Annotated in this window: 15 protein-coding genes; 9 read left to right on the top strand and 6 right to left on the bottom strand. The window is 67.2% G+C overall.

The features are described 5' to 3' along the window. Positions 1–18 precede the first annotated feature (18 nt). A complete protein-coding gene (locus NC595_RS11900) occupies positions 19–1,224 on the bottom strand; it encodes an MFS transporter (RefSeq protein ID WP_253566695.1) in 1,206 nt (401 codons plus the stop codon). 145 nt (positions 1,225–1,369) lie between these two features. Then, positions 1,370–2,638 carry an FAD-dependent oxidoreductase gene (locus tag NC595_RS11895; protein WP_253566694.1) on the bottom strand — a complete coding sequence of 423 codons (1,269 nt, stop codon included), beginning with the start codon at positions 2,636–2,638 and terminating at the stop codon, positions 1,370–1,372. A 212-nt stretch (positions 2,639–2,850) separates the two neighbouring features. Between NC595_RS11895 and NC595_RS11890 the strand changes: the two genes are divergently transcribed. After that, a complete protein-coding gene (locus NC595_RS11890; RefSeq protein WP_253566693.1) occupies positions 2,851–3,342 on the top strand; it encodes a GNAT family N-acetyltransferase in 492 nt (163 codons plus the stop codon). 46 nt (positions 3,343–3,388) lie between these two features. On the opposite strand, the gene plsY is transcribed toward NC595_RS11890, so the two are convergent. Continuing rightward, positions 3,389–4,042, bottom strand: a complete 654-nt coding sequence (plsY, locus tag NC595_RS11885) for a glycerol-3-phosphate 1-O-acyltransferase PlsY (protein ID WP_253566692.1) — start codon at positions 4,040–4,042, stop codon at positions 3,389–3,391. Positions 4,043–4,045: 3 nt separating this feature from the next. Next, positions 4,046–5,848: a DegV family protein gene (locus tag NC595_RS11880; RefSeq protein WP_253566691.1), complete on the bottom strand. Its 1,803-nt coding sequence runs from the start codon at positions 5,846–5,848 to the stop codon at positions 4,046–4,048. A gap of 159 nt (positions 5,849–6,007) precedes the next feature. Here NC595_RS11880 and NC595_RS11875 point away from each other — a divergent pair, with 159 nt between their 5' ends. After that, positions 6,008–6,850: a class I SAM-dependent methyltransferase gene (locus NC595_RS11875; protein WP_253566688.1), complete on the top strand. Its 843-nt coding sequence runs from the start codon at positions 6,008–6,010 to the stop codon at positions 6,848–6,850. 13 nt (positions 6,851–6,863) lie between these two features. Here NC595_RS11875 and NC595_RS11870 read toward each other — a convergent pair whose 3' ends face one another. Further along, positions 6,864–7,547, bottom strand: a complete 684-nt coding sequence (locus NC595_RS11870) for a hypothetical protein (protein WP_253566687.1) — start codon at positions 7,545–7,547, stop codon at positions 6,864–6,866. A 235-nt stretch (positions 7,548–7,782) separates the two neighbouring features. Further along, complete coding sequence (locus tag NC595_RS11865) at positions 7,783–9,441, bottom strand: methyl-accepting chemotaxis protein (protein ID WP_253566685.1); 1,659 nt, start codon at positions 9,439–9,441, stop codon at positions 7,783–7,785. A gap of 488 nt (positions 9,442–9,929) precedes the next feature. Between NC595_RS11865 and NC595_RS11860 the strand changes: the two genes are divergently transcribed. The 7 genes from NC595_RS11860 (at position 9,930) to NC595_RS11830 (ending at position 16,709) form a co-directional block, all read left to right on the top strand. After that, a complete protein-coding gene (locus tag NC595_RS11860; RefSeq protein ID WP_256489088.1) occupies positions 9,930–10,298 on the top strand; it encodes an ArsR/SmtB family transcription factor in 369 nt (122 codons plus the stop codon). Next, a complete protein-coding gene (locus tag NC595_RS11855; protein WP_253566681.1) occupies positions 10,295–10,828 on the top strand; it encodes an SRPBCC family protein in 534 nt (177 codons plus the stop codon). Before NC595_RS11860 ends, NC595_RS11855 begins: the two co-directional genes overlap by 4 nt. A gap of 105 nt (positions 10,829–10,933) precedes the next feature. Next, positions 10,934–11,482, top strand: coding sequence for a peroxiredoxin (locus NC595_RS11850; protein WP_253566679.1), 549 nt, complete (start codon positions 10,934–10,936; stop codon positions 11,480–11,482). A 91-nt stretch (positions 11,483–11,573) separates the two neighbouring features. Next, positions 11,574–12,386: an SAM-dependent methyltransferase gene (locus tag NC595_RS11845; protein ID WP_343214902.1), complete on the top strand. Its 813-nt coding sequence runs from the start codon at positions 11,574–11,576 to the stop codon at positions 12,384–12,386. Between the two features lie 159 nt (positions 12,387–12,545). Beyond that, positions 12,546–12,827: a hypothetical protein gene (locus NC595_RS11840; RefSeq protein ID WP_253566677.1), complete on the top strand. Its 282-nt coding sequence runs from the start codon at positions 12,546–12,548 to the stop codon at positions 12,825–12,827. Between the two features lie 90 nt (positions 12,828–12,917). Further along, positions 12,918–14,624 (top strand): tetratricopeptide repeat-containing diguanylate cyclase, encoded by a 1,707-nt coding sequence (locus tag NC595_RS11835; protein ID WP_253566675.1) that lies wholly within the window; start codon positions 12,918–12,920, stop codon positions 14,622–14,624. A gap of 330 nt (positions 14,625–14,954) precedes the next feature. Then, a complete protein-coding gene (locus tag NC595_RS11830) occupies positions 14,955–16,709 on the top strand; it encodes a GGDEF domain-containing protein (protein ID WP_253566673.1) in 1,755 nt (584 codons plus the stop codon). Positions 16,710–16,712 lie beyond the last annotated feature (3 nt).

The following is a 16,712-nucleotide window of genomic DNA, read 5'->3' as shown; positions in this document are numbered from 1 at the left end:
CAGGACGCAAGTCCGGAATCAGCTCACCGTCGCCACGCGCTGCTGCTCCAGCCGCTGGGCACGCCACTGCGAGCCCAGCGCCACCAGTGCCAGCGCACCGCCGAACAGGCTGACGCCGGACCAGCCGAGGTGATGCCACGCGAACGCCGCCCCGATCGAGCCGAGCGAGCCGCCGAAGAACATCGTGGTCATGAACACGGTATTGAGCCGGCTCTTGTACTCCGGGTGCAGGCCGTAGATCAGGTGCTGGTGCGAGACCAGCGACACCTGCACGCCGAAATCCAGCAGCACCACGCCGACCACCATGCCGACGATCGACGGCCACACCCCGAACACCAGCCACGCCAGCAGCGACACCGACGTACCGAGAGCGATCACCACGTAGGGGCCGCGCCGGTCGGCCATGCGCCCGGCCAGTGGCGCCATCGCCACGCCGACCGCTCCGACCGCGCCGAACAGACCGGCCACGTCCGGACCGAGGTGGAAGCGCGGCTGCTGCAGACGCAACGCCAGGATGGTCCAGAACGCGGTGAACGCGGCGAACAGCATGCCCTGGGTGAAACCTGCGCGGCGCAGCACCGGCTCGGTCCGCCACAGCTTGCCCAGCGAGGCCAGCAGCGCACCGTAACGCAGCGCGTGCCCCTCCCGATGCACCGGCAGGCACAAGCGCATCAGCAACGCACTGGCCAGGGCGATCGGCACGGCCACTCCGAACATCGCCTGCCAGCCGAAATGTTCGGCGACGAAGCCGGCCAGCGTACGACTGAACAGGATGCCGGTGAGCAGACCGCTCATCACGAAACCGATAGCCGCACCGCGTCGCGAAGGCTCGGCCAGGATCGCCACGAACGGCACGATCTGCTGGGCGACGGTGGATGCCGCCCCCAGCGCCAGCGAGGCGGCCAGCAGGGTCCAGGCGCCGGGCGCGAGCGCAGCGCCAGCCGAGGCGATGGCCACGGCCACGAACTGCACCACGATCAACCGCCGACGCTCGAACAGGTCCCCCAGCGGCAGCAGCAACAACAGGCCCAGCGCGTAGCCGACCTGGGTCAGGGTCGCCACCAGTCCGGCCACGCCGCCGGCAGGGAACCGCGCGGCGATCATGCCGAGCATCGGCTGGTTGTAATAGATGTTCGCCACGGCGGCGCCACAGGCCAGCGCCATCGCGAACAGGGTGCCGCGACGAAGCGTCACGGGCGCCTCGGGAAAGGCGGACAGAGGCATGGGAGATGTTTCCGAACGGGAGGGAGCTCCGGGACATCCGGGACCCGATGCGACACAGGGTAGAGGGTGTCCCGCCACAGCCCCACCCCTCCGGCGGTCACATCACTCGTGCCTGCCAGGCATGAATGCCTGGCACGGACCGCACTCAGCCCGGACCGGTCGCTTCGGGCGAGTGGCCGACAACACCGCCTGCCGACGACTCCAGCCTCGCCAGGAACGCGGACGGCAACGCCACCGTGCCCCACCAGCCGCGCCGGGTGCCGGTCAGCACGCGCAGCATCTGGCCACGACCGCCGGGCATCCGCGACAGCGGGTGGAACAGCGCGTCGCGCAGGGTCGGGCCGAGGCGCTGTTCGGACTGGAACAGCGGCGTGAGCCAGCGACTCCAGAAATGGTAGATGCCCAGGTGTGCCTGGCGCCCGGCCTGGTAGCGGCCCAGCGCTTCGGACACGCTGTCGCCGAGCCGCAGGCTGTCGCGCAGGGCCAGCGCATCGAGCAGCGCCATGTTGACGCCTTGCCCGAGCTGCGGACTCATCGCATGGGCGGCATCGCCCAGCAGCACGGCACGGCCGCGATGCCATTGCCGATGCACGGTGTCCCGATAGCGCGCGGCTGCCAGTCCCTGCGGCACCGATGTCGCAACCAGCCGCTCGGCCGCTTCGGACCACACGGCCGCCAGCGCAGTCCGCCACGGCTCCTCCGCGTCACCCCCGGCGTCCAGCGCCGCCGACGGCAGACTCCAGAAGAAGCTCATCTTCGGTGCCGGATCGCCCGGCCGCGTGCCCACCGGCAGCATGCCGGCCATGCGTCGCGCCGCCACGTAGCGCTGGCGCAATTCATCCACCCAGGGCCACTGCGCCTGATCGACCAGGCACCACTGCGCGCCCCACGAATACGGCCGGTCCAGCACCGGCTGCGCGATCTGCCCGCGCAACGACGAAGCCGAACCATCGGCGACCACCACCAGATCGAAACCGTCGTGAACCCGGCCCTCGCCATCGACCAGTCGCCCGGCATCGACATCGATCTCGACGATCGCGCACCCGGCATGCAGGCAGCGCCCGGATTGCCACGCCGCGTCGAGCAACTGGAACAGCGCGCCGCGCTGCAGGCCGAGGCCGAACAGGCGCGCATCCAGTTCCGCGTAGCGCATGTCCATCACTGCTCGCCCGGCCACGGTCTCGCCGAACAGCCGGCCGATCTGCCGGCCATGCGCCAGCACGGTGTCGAGCAGGCCCAGTTCCCACAGCACGCGCAACCCCACCGGCTGCAGCAGGAAACCGGCGCCGACCGGCCCCGGCTGCGGTACCCGCTCGAACACTTCCACCCGGTGACCGTCGCGCGAAAGCAGCAGTGCCGTCGCCTGCCCGCCGCTGCCGTAGCCGATCACCGCCACCCGCAACTGCTTCGTCATCCCTGCCCCGTGCCTTCGCCCCTGCATCCCCTCAAGCGTAATGGCATTGGCCAGCGCGCCAATCGCGTGCGCTTGTGGTGACGCAGCGTTACCGCCACGCTGGCGGCCATCCTGATCGTCGGCATGGCTGCCGACGCAACCTCCGACGCCACACCGCTGCGATGAAGCAAGGGAAACCAGCGGCGTTGCCCGCACCATGGACGGCCTACCCCATGCTCCAGCTGACCCCGATCACCGAAACGCACCTTCCCGATGTGCAGCGATATGCCTCCGATCCGGCCATCGGTGCGAGCAGTTACGTGCCTTCGCCCTATCCCGACCACGGTGCCATCGCGTGGTACGCGACGGTCGCGCGCCGGATCGACGAGGGCCGTGCCGCCGTCTTCGCGATCACCGAAGACGGTGCCTTTCGCGGCGTCCTGAGCCTCAACGACATCGACGCAACGGTGGGGCGGGCGCACCTCGACTACTGGGTCGCCACGCCGTATCAGCATCGTGGCGTCGCCACAGCGGCCACGGCACTCGCCGTGCAGTTCGCGAGTGCCCACCTTCGTCTCAGGGCCTTGCTGAGTACCTGCCTGGCCAGCAACCTCGCCTCCCAGCAGGTGCTGGAACGCAACGGTTTCGTCGCCTACCAGCAGTCGCCGGCACCGGCGGGCAAGTTCGAAGGCCAGACGCTGGTACGACTGCACCGCCGGCTCTGATCGCCCTCCGGCCCCGGGTCCATGCAAACGCCCGAGACGTCTCGCCTCAGGGCTTCTCCGGCCGTCGCCGGAACACCCGCACCCGCTCGAAACGCGACTCGGTGCCCGCCCGCAGCCGCGCCAGGTTGCCGCGGTGGGTGTAGATCACCAGCGCGGCGACGGCGATGGCGAAGCCCAGCCGGATCGCCCCGGCCGAGGCCGCCAGCGCGAACAGCGGCAGGCTGATCGCGGCGAGCATGGTGGACAACCCGACATAGCCCGTGGACAGCAGGCACAGCAGCCACACGGCCAGGAGCACCGGCAGCGCGCCGGGCCAGGCCACCGCCAGCGCACCGACCAGGGTCGCGGCCCCCTTGCCGCCACGGAAGCCATGGAACAGCGGCCAGACGTGGCCGGCAACCGTGGCCAGCACCGCCACGTACACCGCCCAGGCGCGGGTCGAATCGGGCATCCAGTGCACGGCCAGCCAGGCAGCCAGTGCCCCTTTGCCGATGTCGATCAGCACCGTGCCCAGCGCGAAGCGCCAGCCCTGGGTGCGCAACGCATTGGTTCCGCCGGCGTTGCCGCTGCCCAGGGTGCGGATATCTACGCCGCGCAGCCGGCCGAGCAGCAGGCTGCCGGACAGCGAGCCGAGCAGGTAGGCCAGCATGATCAGCGCCAGCGTGAGAGCCCACGACACCGGTTGGACGATGGCCGTCATGGCTCAGCCCTCCAGCGGCTGCACGCTGACCACCAGCGTGCCCGGCCCCGCGTGAGCGCCGATCGCCGGGCCGGTCTCGACCAGCCACGATTCGGTGCACGGCAACCGCTCGCGGAGCGCCTGAAGCAATTCGGCCCCCTCGGCGGCCGCGTCGCAGTGGCCGACGATCAGTCGCCAGCGCGCGCCCTCCGGCAGGCGCCGGGCGATGTAGCCGGCGAAACGCTCGACCAGCCGCCTACGACCGAACAGGCCGCCGACCACGCCCAGCCTGCCGACCGGCTTGACCCGCGCGATCGGCACCAGTCCCAGCAACTCCACCACGGTCTTGCTCCACGCCGGCAGGCGCCCGCCGCGCACCGGCATCGTGAGATCGCGGGTCATCGCCCAGGTCAGGGTGCGCGGACGCAGGGCCTCCAGCCGGGCCACGATGGCTGCGGCATCGGCGCCCTCGCGGGCGGCCTCGGCGGCGGCGATGGCGAGCAGTGCCTGGCCGCCGGCGGCGTTGGCGCTGTCGACGATGAAGGTGCGTGCCGGATCGCCGCGCTGCGCAGCGGTCTCGGCTGACTGGATGGTGCCGGACACCGCGCGCGCCACGCCGATGTAGACCACGGCCGGATGGTGGGCGAGCAGGAAGTCGAACTGCCGCCGGAAATCGCCCGGTGCCGGCTGGCTGGTTCGCGGCAGCACGTCGCTCTGGCGCAGGCGGGCGTAGAACTGCGCCGGAGTCATGCCGACCTTGTCCAGGTAATCCTGTTCACCGAAGTTGAGCCGCAGCGGCACCACGTGCAGATGCAATGCCTCGGCCAGCCCCTCGGGCAGGTCCGCCGAACTGTCGGTGACAATGGCCACCGCACCGGCGCCAGCGGCGCTGCGCGCCTGCGCCTGCATGTCGTCCGCCTTGGTCGACTCCACCTGGCCGAAGCGCGCCGCCACCTCGAACAGCGCCTGTGGCGAGGCGACGTGAGCATGCAGGCGCATCCGCGTGGTCGAGCCGGCGACCACGATGCACGACGCGCCCAGCCCCGCGACCGCTTCGCGCATCGCTGCCGGATGCAGGTCGCTGCCGCTGATCAGGCACTCGCTGCACCAGCGATGCGCGGGGTCGGCGTCGGCCAGCGCGTCGTCGGCATGCAGGTGCTCCGGGTCCAGCGCCGGCACCGCCACTTCGAGCGCTACGGACTCCCCGCCCAGCACGGCGTCGATACCCTCCAGCAGATGCACGAAACCCTGCGCGCCGGCATCCACCACCCCGGCCTTGAGCAGCACCGGCAACTGCTGCGGGGTGTGCGCCAGCGCGCGCCGCGCCCGCTCCAGCGCGGCACCGAACCACGCACGAGGATCGCGCACGTCCTCGCTCGCCTCCAGCGATTCGGCAAAGGCAGCGATCACGCTGAGCATCGTCCCCTCGCGCGGTTCGGCCACCGCCTCGCGCGCGGCACGGGCACCGGCCTGCACCGCCTGCGCCAGCCGCGCGGGAGCGACCGCGATGCGATCACCCAGATCCGAAGCCACGCCGGTAAGGAACTGCGCCAGGATCGCACCGGAGTTGCCGCGCCCGCCGTCCACCGCATCCTCGCCGACCCGGCGCAGCAGCTCGCCCACACCCGCGGCGCGGCGGCTCAATGCCCCGCTCAGCACGCTGCCCATGGTGAAGGCCAGGTTGTTGCCGGTATCGCCGTCGGCCACGGGAAACACGTTGATGCGGTTCAGTCCGTCGCGCCCGGCAATCACGCGGTGCGCGCCACCGATCAGGGCGCGGCGAAGGGCGGGGCTTCGGATGGCGCGCGGCGAGGTGGCAGTCGTCATGCGGCTGTCGATATCCGTGGAGGAACATCCGCGGGAGCATACGGGGAGGTCCGGACGGTACGCATGCTGCATCGCACGCGCCAGCGGAGCGGCGAACGGGCTGGGTTACCATGCCGCCCCTTCCCGCATGCGTGCCGTTCAACGGCCGCGGAGCCCGACGTGACGCATTACACCGGCCCCCTGCTGACCCGAGCGACCGGCACCACCCTGCTCGACGCCGCGAAACGCGGCGAGCCGACCTGGCAGGGTTCGCTGGACCTGGGACGTTCGACCGGCGAGGCGCGACTCGACGCTGGCGGCTGGTGGTGGCTCGACCGGCATTACCTCTACCCCGGCAAGCTCAGGGACCGCACGATTTACTGGTGGGACGGCGAGGAGTTCGCGCCGGTGTCGCGCTTCTCCACATCGCTGATCAAGCTGGTGCCGACCGAATGGGGTGTGCCCACCTTCGAGATCGACGGCATCAAGATGCTGCCCTCGGCGAAGGAGTCGCCGCTGGACGACGCCCGCCGCAAGGTGGCGCTGGTCGAACCACGCGGCAAGACCGTGCTCGATACCTGCGGTGGCCTCGGTTATTTCGCCGCCTGTTGCCTGGAAGCGGGCGTCACGCACGTGCAGTCGTTCGAGAAGAATGCCGATGTGCTGTGGCTGCGTACGATCAATCCGTGGTCGCCCGACCCTGGCGCGCCGTCCAGCGGTGCCCGCCTGCAGCTCACGCATGCCGACGTGACGGAGGCCATCGCCGGCATCGCCGACGCCTCGGTCGATGCCGTGCTGCACGACCCGCCGCGCTTCGGCATCGCCGGCGAGCTCTACGCACAGACGTTCTACGACCAGCTTGCCCGCGTGTTGCGCCGGGGCGGCCGGTTGTTCCACTACACGGGGAGTCCGAACAGGCTCACCAGCGGACGCGACGTGCCACGCGAAGTGGCACGCCGGCTGGAGCGCTCCGGTTTCAGGGCGGAACTGGCGCTGGACGGGGTGTTCGCCACACGGCGCTGAGCCATCCCGCCATTCACGAACGTGCCGGACGCTCCGGGGGCAGTCCGAGGTCCTTGCGCAGTTCGTCGCGTACCGAACGCAGCTCACCCTGCGTGGAGTGGATGGTGGTGGTCATCTGCCGGACTTGGTAGAGGAAATCACGCGGTGCCACCGCCTGGCCGGTCTGCAGATCGGTGAGGAAATCCACCATCCGCGGCCCATTGATCAGCAGCACCGCATCATGCTGGATCCACGAGGCCAGCTCACGCGCCGACGAATACGCGGAGGAGTAACGCTGCAACGCAGGGGCATCGACCCAGCCTACGGACTGGTTGGCGACCGCCACGTCCCAGGCGTCGGTGGCGAGCGTCGGAAAATCCAGGTTGAGCGCGAACAGGTCGCGATGGGCGTGGATGTCGGCATTGATCTGCTCGCCGGATTTGCCGGCGACCATGTCCGCGCGCAACAGCCGGTCGAGCTCGAGCAGGTTCGCCAGAGTGGCATCGTTGCGGGCCATCGACCGGTCGATGTTGTCCAGGTCCTCTTGCAACTCGTGCTGCATCCGCTCGACCGCGACCCTGGCCGCCTCGGCGTGGTGCGTGTGCTCGATCCAGGCCTCGAGGCCAAGGGCCGTGAGGATCGACAGCACGATCATGAGGTAGTGCTTGGCGAAATCCTTGAGCGATTCCAGCTTGACCTTGGGCAATTCCAGATGCATCGCGACCCCCTGCTTTGACGGCGGAAGGGTACAGGAACCGCCCACCGACCAAGGCATGCATCGGCGGCCTGCGCTGTCCTAGCCGGCTAGGCCCGCACCCCGCAGGCAAGCAGGCCCAGGCCCCTTCCACCTGCTTGCGGAGCCGGGGCGACCGGTAATCACTGCGTACCGGCAGCCCCGCCCCCCCCCCCGTGGACGCAGCGGCAAAACCGGTTCCCGCCGCGCCCCGGACCACTCACGAAGCTGCCCAGGCCAGGTCCGGTGCAGACAATGCAACCGCCGGCGCATCCGCTCCGCCTCGCGACAGCGCCCGCGCGGCATGGCCGGCCATCCTGGCAGGCACCGGGTCATCGTCCAGCCGGAAATAGGCCACCCGTTGCTGCAGGGTGTGGGCCTGTTCGTGCATGGCGCGGCTGGCCGAAGCGGCTTCCTCCACCAGGGCTGCGTTCTGCTGGGTGACCTCGTCCATCTGCGTCACCGCGAGATTGACCTGTTCGATGCCGACCGACTGCTCGTTGCTGGCGGCGGCGATCTCCGAGACGATGTCGCTCACCTTCTTGACGCTCTCCACGATCGCCGCCAGCGAGCGCCCGGAGGCATCCACCAGCTCGGCCCCGAGGCGGACCCGCTCCACGCTGTCGCCGATCAGCGCCTTGATCTCCCTGGCAGCCGCGGCGCTGCGCTGGGAGAGATTGCGCACCTCCGAAGCGACCACCGCAAACCCGCGCCCCTGCTCGCCGGCACGTGCCGCTTCCACGGCGGCATTGAGCGCCAGCAGGTTTGTCTGGAACGCGATCTCGTCGATCATGCCCACGATATCGGCGATCCTGCCGCTGGAACTGGAGATGCCGTCCATCGCCTCCACCGCCTGCGCGATGACCACACCGCCATGCTCGGCCTGCTCGCGCGCACTTCGCACCAGATGGTCGGCGTGCGCCGCGTTGCCGGCATTCTGCTTGACCGTGGAAGTCATCTCTTCCATCGAGGCAGCGGTCTCCTCCAGGCTCGACGCCTGTTCCTGGGTCCGCTGGCTGAGGTCGTCGTTGCCCTGGGCGATCTGCCGGGCCGCTGCGCTGACCGATTCCGCGCCGGCGCGCACATCCGTCACGACGCCGGAAAGCTTCGCATCCATCTCCGCCAGCGAACGCAGCAGGCGGCCGACCTCGTCGCCGGGAATGCGGTCGATGCGGTTGTTGAGCCTGCCGGCGGCAATATTGTCGGCGACCCGCATGGCGTCGCCCAGCGAGCGCGAGATCGAACGCACCAGGCGGAAGCCGATCGCGGCACTGAGAAGCAATCCGAAAGCGATCGACCCGAGGGTCATGTTCACCGCGCGCGACTCGCGCGCTTCGTCGGCGGCGTAGGCATCGTTGGCGATCGCGTCCTGCAGCGTGAAAAGATCGCCGATGTCGCCACGCAACGCCAGATAACTCTTCTCGCCCGGGCCGTCCAGCGTTTGCGTCGCCTGGTCGAATTTCTGCGCGCCCAACTCGTCGAGCGTCAGGCCGACGCTCTGGCGGAAGCCCCCCATGTCCTGGTCCAGCCGTTTGCCGACCGCCTGCTCCCGCGACGAAAGCACCGCAGCGTGGAACGTGGCGAAAAGCTTGGTCAGCTGGCCGTCGTCTCCCTGCTCGGTTTTCTGCGCGGCGGCGACAAGCGCCGGATCCCTGGCTGCCGCCGCGCGATGCAGGGCCGTCCGCTCGGCACCGAGCAGATCGAGCCCGCGGGCCAGCGCCATCGCCGGGACCAGTTTGTTCGCGTGCATGTCCTGCAACGCGCCCTTGCTGCTGTCCAGGTCGACGATGGACATGAAGCCAAGCGCACCGAGCAGCACGGCAAGCACGCCAAGCGTCCCGGCCAGCCGGACCTTGATGGAAAACTGCGGAATTGCCATACCTCTACTCCTTCAAAGAGATGACGCGGGCCGGTTTGGAGGAGCGTAGAAAACCGGCATTTCCAGTGGATTTGAAATCGTCGTTCCGGCGCCGCTGGAATCCGTCGGCAGCGGCTTGCGGTCAACCAAGAGCGGCACCGGCAATCCCGGTGCATCACGTGCGAATTAGCGACAGGGCGCTGCCGATCTTTAACGTAATGATTTGCGATGTTTCCGCATGTAAATCAGCCAGATGGATTTTCGTAAAACCGGGCTGGAAACAGGCGTAAAAATCGTCCGCAGCGATTTGAGCCCATTCGGGCCGCGTGATTTCCGGAGACGGGACGGACCGGTGACGGAAATAACCCCGCGGACGATCGCCGTGACCGCCCGCACCTCACAGCGACGCTGCCGACGACATCAGGCGATGCCCACGGGCGACACATCCCCCAGGGAGATCATTCAACCAGGTGGTTGACATTCTCCGCGACTGGACTATATTCAACCGCATGGTTGAGCAAACTTCTCCCCAACTCGACGCGATCTTCCACGCCCTCGGCGATGCCACCCGGCGCCACATGCTGCGCGAACTGGCGCGGGGCGAACGCACGGTCGGCCAGTTGGCCGAGCCCTTCGCCATGTCGCTCGCCGCCGCTTCCAAGCACGTCCGCACGCTGGAAAACGCCGGCCTGATCCGGCGCGAGATCCGCGGCCGCACCCACCTCTGCCGGCTCGAACCCGGCCCGCTGGCCAGCGCCAACGCCTGGCTCGCTTTCTACGAACGCTTCTGGACCCAGCACCTGGATGCGCTCGAACACGCCCTCCGCACGGAGGGCGCCCATCCGTCCAAGCCATCCCGGAAAGGAGACGACCCATGAGTGCACGCACCCTGCAGAACGCCTACGGCACCCTCACCGAACCGACCACGCTCACTGTGCAGCGTCGTCTGCCCGGCCCGATCGAACGCGTCTGGGCGTACCTCACCGAGAGCGACCTGCGCCGTCAATGGCTGGCCGCAGGCGACATGCCGATGCAGGTCGGCGCGACGGTCGAGCTGATCTGGCGCAACGATGAGCTCACCGATCCGCCGGGCCAGCGCCCCGAGGGCTTTCCCAGCGAGCACCGCATGAGCTGCCGGATCACTGAGCTGGATCCGCCGCACCAACTCGCCATCACCTGGGGCAGCACCGGCGGCGTCAGCTTCGTGCTGGCCGAGGACGGGGATGGGGTGCTGCTCACCGTGATCCATCGCCGCGTCAACGAGCGCAGCACGCTATTGAACGTCAGCACCGGCTGGCACATGCATCTGGACGTACTGGTCGCCCGCCTCACCGAGCAGCAACCCGCGCCGTTCTGGGATCGCTGGACCGACCTCAAGCACGAGTACGAGCAGCGCACGCCCGTCTGATACCGGATTCCGTGCCCGGCTGGCCGCGCCGGGCACACCGACAACATCCACGACAGGCAAACCCGCGTATAACAGCGGGTCTGCCCCGACCCAAGGAGTGTCGCCATGAAGTCCCTGTCCAAGCTGGCCGCCGTAGCCCTCGTGGGCGTCGCCGCCCTCGCTTCCCCCGCCCATGCAGCACTGAAGGAAGGCACCCAGGCCCCCGACTTCACCCTGCCCGCCTACCTCGCCGGCCAGCCTTTCACGTTCAAGCTGACCGACGCGCTGAAGAAAGGGCCGGTGGTGGTGTACTTCTTCCCGGCCGCACACACGGCCGGCTGCAATCTCGAGGCCCACCTGTTCTCGCAGGCGATCGACAAATTCAAGGCCATGCATGCCACGGTGATTGGCGTGACTGCCGGCAATACCGACCAGCTGGCGGCGTTCTCGAAGGAAACCGAACACTGCAGCGGCAAGTTCCCGGTGGCCGCCGACGAGGGCGCCAAGGTCGCCAAGCAGTACGACGCCACGCTGCTGATGCGTCCGGGCTGGTCCGACCGCACCTCGTACGTGATCGATCCCAGCGGCAAGATCACCTACGTGTACTCGGCGCTCAACCCGAACAAGCACGTGGAAAACACGCTGGATGCGGTGAAGGCGCTGGAACACAAGTAAACGCTTTCATGCGTGGAGCGCCTGACCATGGTGCCAGGCGTCTCCCCTTTTCCATGTCATTCGCCGTAACATCCGGCGGATGACCTCTTCCGTGAACTCCATCACAGCCGAAACCCCGCGCGGCAGCATCGCCTGCGTGGGCGTTGGCATGACCCTGGGCTCGCATCTCACGCCTCTGGCGCGCAGCCATATCCAGCAGGCCGACGTGGTGTTCGCCGCCGTCTCCGACAACGTCGTCGAGATGTGGCTGGAACGCATGCACCCGGACGTGCGCAGCCTGCAGCCCTACTACGGCGAGGGCAAGCCGCGCATGGTCACCTACCGGGAATGGGTCGAGGTCATGATGACCGAGGTCCGCGCCGGCAAGCGGGTCTGCGCGGTTTTTTATGGCCATCCCGGAATCTTCGCCTGGTCTCCCCACAAGGTCATCGAAGTTGCGCGGGCCGAGGGTTTCGCTGCACGCATGGAACCCGGCATATCGGCCGAAGACTGCCTGTATGCCGACCTGGGCATCGACCCCGGAAAGTTCGGATGCCAGCATCTCGAAGCCAGCCAGTTGCTTTACTACGACCACGAGATCGATCCGACCGGCTACGTGGTGCTCTGGCAGGTTGGCATGGTGGGCAACCGGTCGATCGCCCGGGATGGGCACGGTGGAGGCCACCGTGAGCTGCTTCTCGAACGGCTGACCCAGGACTATCCGCTGGATCTCGAGGTCACCATCTATCGATGTGCCACGTTGCCGATCGAACAGCCACGCATACGTCGGCTCACGCTGCAGGAACTGCCACACGCGGAGATCTCTGCCGAGGAGACGGTAGTCTTTCCGCCGGCAAAGCCGCTAAAGCGCAATAGGCGCTTCATCGAACGGCTGGCTGCACTGGACAACGAGCAGGTGGCATGACGCTGTATGTCCCGTTCACGAAAATCATCATTCCTGGCACGGGCAAGCACCTGTCACGATAGTCGCTGAATTGCAGCGCCGCGGCTTGACGAGGCAACCGAATGGAGCCAACCAAAACGGCTGGCAACGTTGTTAAGATCGGACCACAGGGGGAAAATCATGCTGGACACGCTTGATACGCTAGAGGCCATCGGCCAGGACGCTGGCCTGCGCTATGCGGCACCGGAAGATCTGACCGAAGCATCTGCACTGGCTGAGGCATCGGACGCCCTCAAGACGGCCATCCGAGAGGGAAATGGTTTGGCGCTCGCCAACGAATTCGGTTCGCGGGTGATGCAATTGGTCCAGGTCAACCTCAGCCCCGGCCGTGAGGACGAGGAGCCGGAGGAGGAAGGCGACGAGCCGGAGCCCTCCCGCCCGACCGGACCGGACAGCCTCTAGCCATCAACACTCAGGGCCGACGTGCACGGGCAGGGAAGGCACTGGAGAAAGGGCAGGACTGTTCTTGCAGTCCTGCTCGTTTGTTTGCCCGTGATCGGACATGCCGACACTGCCATTTCCGACCCGACGTCCTACATCCAGCAGACGGAAGAGCTGCGGACCAAGAACCATCCACTGTTCCTCACCCGTCTGGAAGAAATCCACAAGGTTTCTTCCACGCTGACGGAGCAGCAAAGGTGGCAGCTCCATTATCTGGATGCGTGGGAAGCCTTGTTCGAGGGCGACGTCGCAAAGTCCAGGCAGTATTTCGAGGAAGTCATCAGCAAGTCGGGGGACCCCAATCTCTCCGCAAAGGCCTCCGCTTTGCTGCTTACCAGCTATGGCATGACCCGGGAGTACGAGAAGGCATTCGTTCTCGCCAACGAGTTGACCTCGCAATTGCCCGGGATCACCGACGTACCGGCGCGACTCCAGGTACTCACCAATCTCTCGCAGACTTTCAATCTGGCCGGCCAGACCGATCTTGCGCTCAAGTATGCGCAGATGATGGCCGAAGCCACCCCGCCTGGCGCAAGCCTGTGCTATCCGATGACCGACCGCGTTTTTGCGCTGTCCAACGCCGGCAAGATCGGTTCTGACAGCCCGGACTTCCGGCAGGCGGTCGATGCCTGCACGTCGGCCGGACAGCCGATCATCACCAACTCGCTGTGGCTCGATCAGGGCGAGCATCTGCTCAAGGAAGACAAGGCGGCGGAAGATCTGGTTTTGCTTAACCGGATCCAGGCGAGCCTGGAACGTAACCACTTCCAATCCCACATGCTCTCGGCCTTGGTGCAGCGGGCGCGCGCCTACGAACGCCTGGGACAAGACGAGAAGGCGCGAAAGGCTGCTCTTGCCGCCATCAGCCTGCAGGAAGGGGACAGCCCCAATGAATGGTTGCGTTACGCCTATCTTGTCCTCTATCACGTGACGAAAAAGCAGGGCGATACGAGCGCCGCACTCGGCTACTACGAACGCTACGTCACCCAGACTCAGGGATACCTCAACGACGTCAGCGCTCGCACACTCGCCTTTCAGCTGGCAAAGCAGCAGGTGCTGGCCAAGAAGCTGGAAACCGAGGAACTGAGCAAGCAGAACGCCATCCTCAAGCTCCAGCAGCAGCTGGATGCCAAGGCGGTGGAAACCGGCCGGCTGTACATCGTGCTGCTGCTGATCGGCCTGACCGGCATCGTGCTCTGGCTGTTGCGGCTGAAGCACTCCCAGTTGCGCTTCAAGCGCATGGCCACCCGCGATGGCCTGACCGGCATCCTCAACCACCAGCACTTCATCAACGAATCCGAGCGACAACTCCGCCACCTGGAGCGCAAGTCGGGGCAAGCCAGCCTGCTGTGGATGGACCTGGACCACTTCAAGCAGATCAACGATACCCACGGGCACGCTGCCGGCGACGCCGTGCTGCGCCATATCGTGAAGGTATGCAACGGCCATCTTCGCCCCGGCGACCTGTTCGGGCGCCTCGGCGGCGAGGAATTCGGCATCCTGCTGCTGGAATGCGAGCGCGACCATGCCATCGCCATCGCCGACCGCATCCGGCTCGCGATCGAGGGCGACCCCCTGGAGCACGAGGGCATGATGCTGAAGGTCTCCGCCAGCGTGGGTGTGGCCTCCACCTGCAACGCGGGACATGCCCTGCAGCGTCTGTGCCGACGGGCAGACGCGGCGCTCTACCGGGCCAAGCGCGACGGCCGCAACCGGGTGATCGCGGATGCAGGGGAAGGCACTTCTGTTTTCGCATGACCTGCCGCTCGCGACTCCAGCATTCCCCAGGCGTGAAATCCACGCCAACCGCCTTCCGCCCGGACCTCAATCTTTCCATTCTGCTGCCGTCATTGCGGGGAACACCGGGCATCCCGGCTTTCGTTGCCGGTTCGAGGAAAGGATGTTGTTGAGCTTCCCCCACGCAGGGCCGGCGGCCCGGTCCCACTGCGATCGCCGAATTGTCCTGGATCGGGTCAGCCTTCGAGAGCGTTCGGTGCCGCGTGTTGGCGAACCCGCGCCCGGTTGGAGCTGATTGCTACCGACATGTCTCCTCCCCGCCTTCCCCGTCAACTTCGACTGACTGCCATCGTGCTCGCCACGGCCCTGTCGCTGTGGGCGGCATGGGCCACCGCCGCGATCACCGACGTCGGACTGTTCCTGGACCAGACCGAGAGCATCCGGCTGAGTGACCATTCGCGCTTCGTGCAGAGGCTCGCGCAGATCCACCGGGAAGCGCCGGTGATGACCTCGTCGCAACAGTGGCGGTTGCGCTATCTGGACGGCTGGGAGTCCGCCTTCGAGGGCGACTACCCCACGGCGGAGGCCCGGCTGAAGGACGTGGCCAGCCACTCTGGCGACATCAACCTAGCCGCCAAGGCCAGGGCGCTGCTGCTGAGCGTCCAGGTTCTGAACCAGAAGTATGACGATGCCTACCGGGGGGCTGCGGCGATGATCGCCGAACTACCCCTCATCACGCACGCCGACGCACGACAGACGGTACTGAACAACCTGTCCCAGGTACTCGACTTTGCCGGCCAGCCCGACCTGGCACTGAAGTACGCACGGATGATGCGGGATACGCTGCCCGCCGGTGATTCGCCGTGCGGCAGCATGGCGCTGGAGATCGCTGCACTGGAGAATCTGGGGCGGCTGAACTCCTCAAGCCCTGAATTGGCACTGGCCACCCGGGTATGCCTCACTGCGGGGAATCTGGTCGTTGCAGACACCGCTCGACTGATCCGGGTCGACCGCTACCTTGCCGAGCACCGTCCGCGAGACGCGCTCGAACTGGTCGATCGCATTGCCGCGGATATCCGCAGCACCGGTTATTACCCGCACCTGCTGGCGATGCGTCTGCAGCGAGCCCAGGCCAACCTGGCCCTGGGCCATGATGCCGTAGCCGAGCAGGCGGCCAGGCGCGTGATCGCGATGAGCACCGCCGACGACAAGAGCATGCATCTGGCCGACGCCTACCACGTGCTCTACGAGATCGAGAAGAAGCGCGGCCATGGCATGGCGGCGCTGGACGACTACGAGCACTACGTCAAGCTGAACACGAGCTACCTCAACGACGTGTCCGCGCGTGCTCTCGCCTACCAGCGCGTGCAGCAGAACCTGCTCGCCCAGAAAATGCAGAACGAAGCGCTGGAGCGACAGAACCAGGTCCTGCGCCTGCAGCAGTCGCTCACTGAGCAGGCGGCACGCACCACCCGGCTCTACGCCGTACTGCTGCTCGGGCTGCTGACCCTCCTGGTGCTCTGGCTGCTGCGGGTCAAGCGCCTGCAATTGCGCTTCCGCGAGATGGCCCGCCGGGACGGACTCACCGGCATCCTCAACCACCAGCACTTCATGCAGGAAGCCGGGACCCTGGTGGCCGAACAGGCGAAGCGATCTGGCAACGTGGCGCTGGCGCTGATCGACCTGGACCATTTCAAGCAGATCAACGACGTCCACGGCCACGTGACCGGTGATCTGGCCCTGCGCCACATCGTGTCGGTGGTACAGGCCTGGCTTCGCCCCGGCGACCTGTTCGGTCGCCTGGGTGGCGAGGAATTCGGACTGCTGCTGAGCGGCTGCGCGCACGACGAATGCGTCGCCCTGGCCGAGCACATCCGCGAAGCCGTGGCCGCGACACCGCTCCGTCTGGACGATGAGCCGATCGTCGTCACCGCAAGCATCGGCATGGCGTTTGCCGAGCAAGTGGGCTTCGACCTGTCCCGGCTGTTCCACCACGCCGATGCCACGCTCTACGCGGCGAAGCGGGCCGGTCGCAACCGTGTCATGACCGAGCTCACCGACGAGGATCTGCTCGGCCGCTCGGTGCGCGATCCCCGTCCCGCCTGAACC

The organism is Dyella lutea, from assembly GCF_024158035.1.
In the GTDB taxonomy this organism is placed as follows: domain Bacteria; phylum Pseudomonadota; class Gammaproteobacteria; order Xanthomonadales; family Rhodanobacteraceae; genus Dyella_A; species Dyella_A lutea.
Note: the sequence above shows the minus strand (reverse complement) of the source record. Positions and strands in the feature narration are given on the sequence as shown.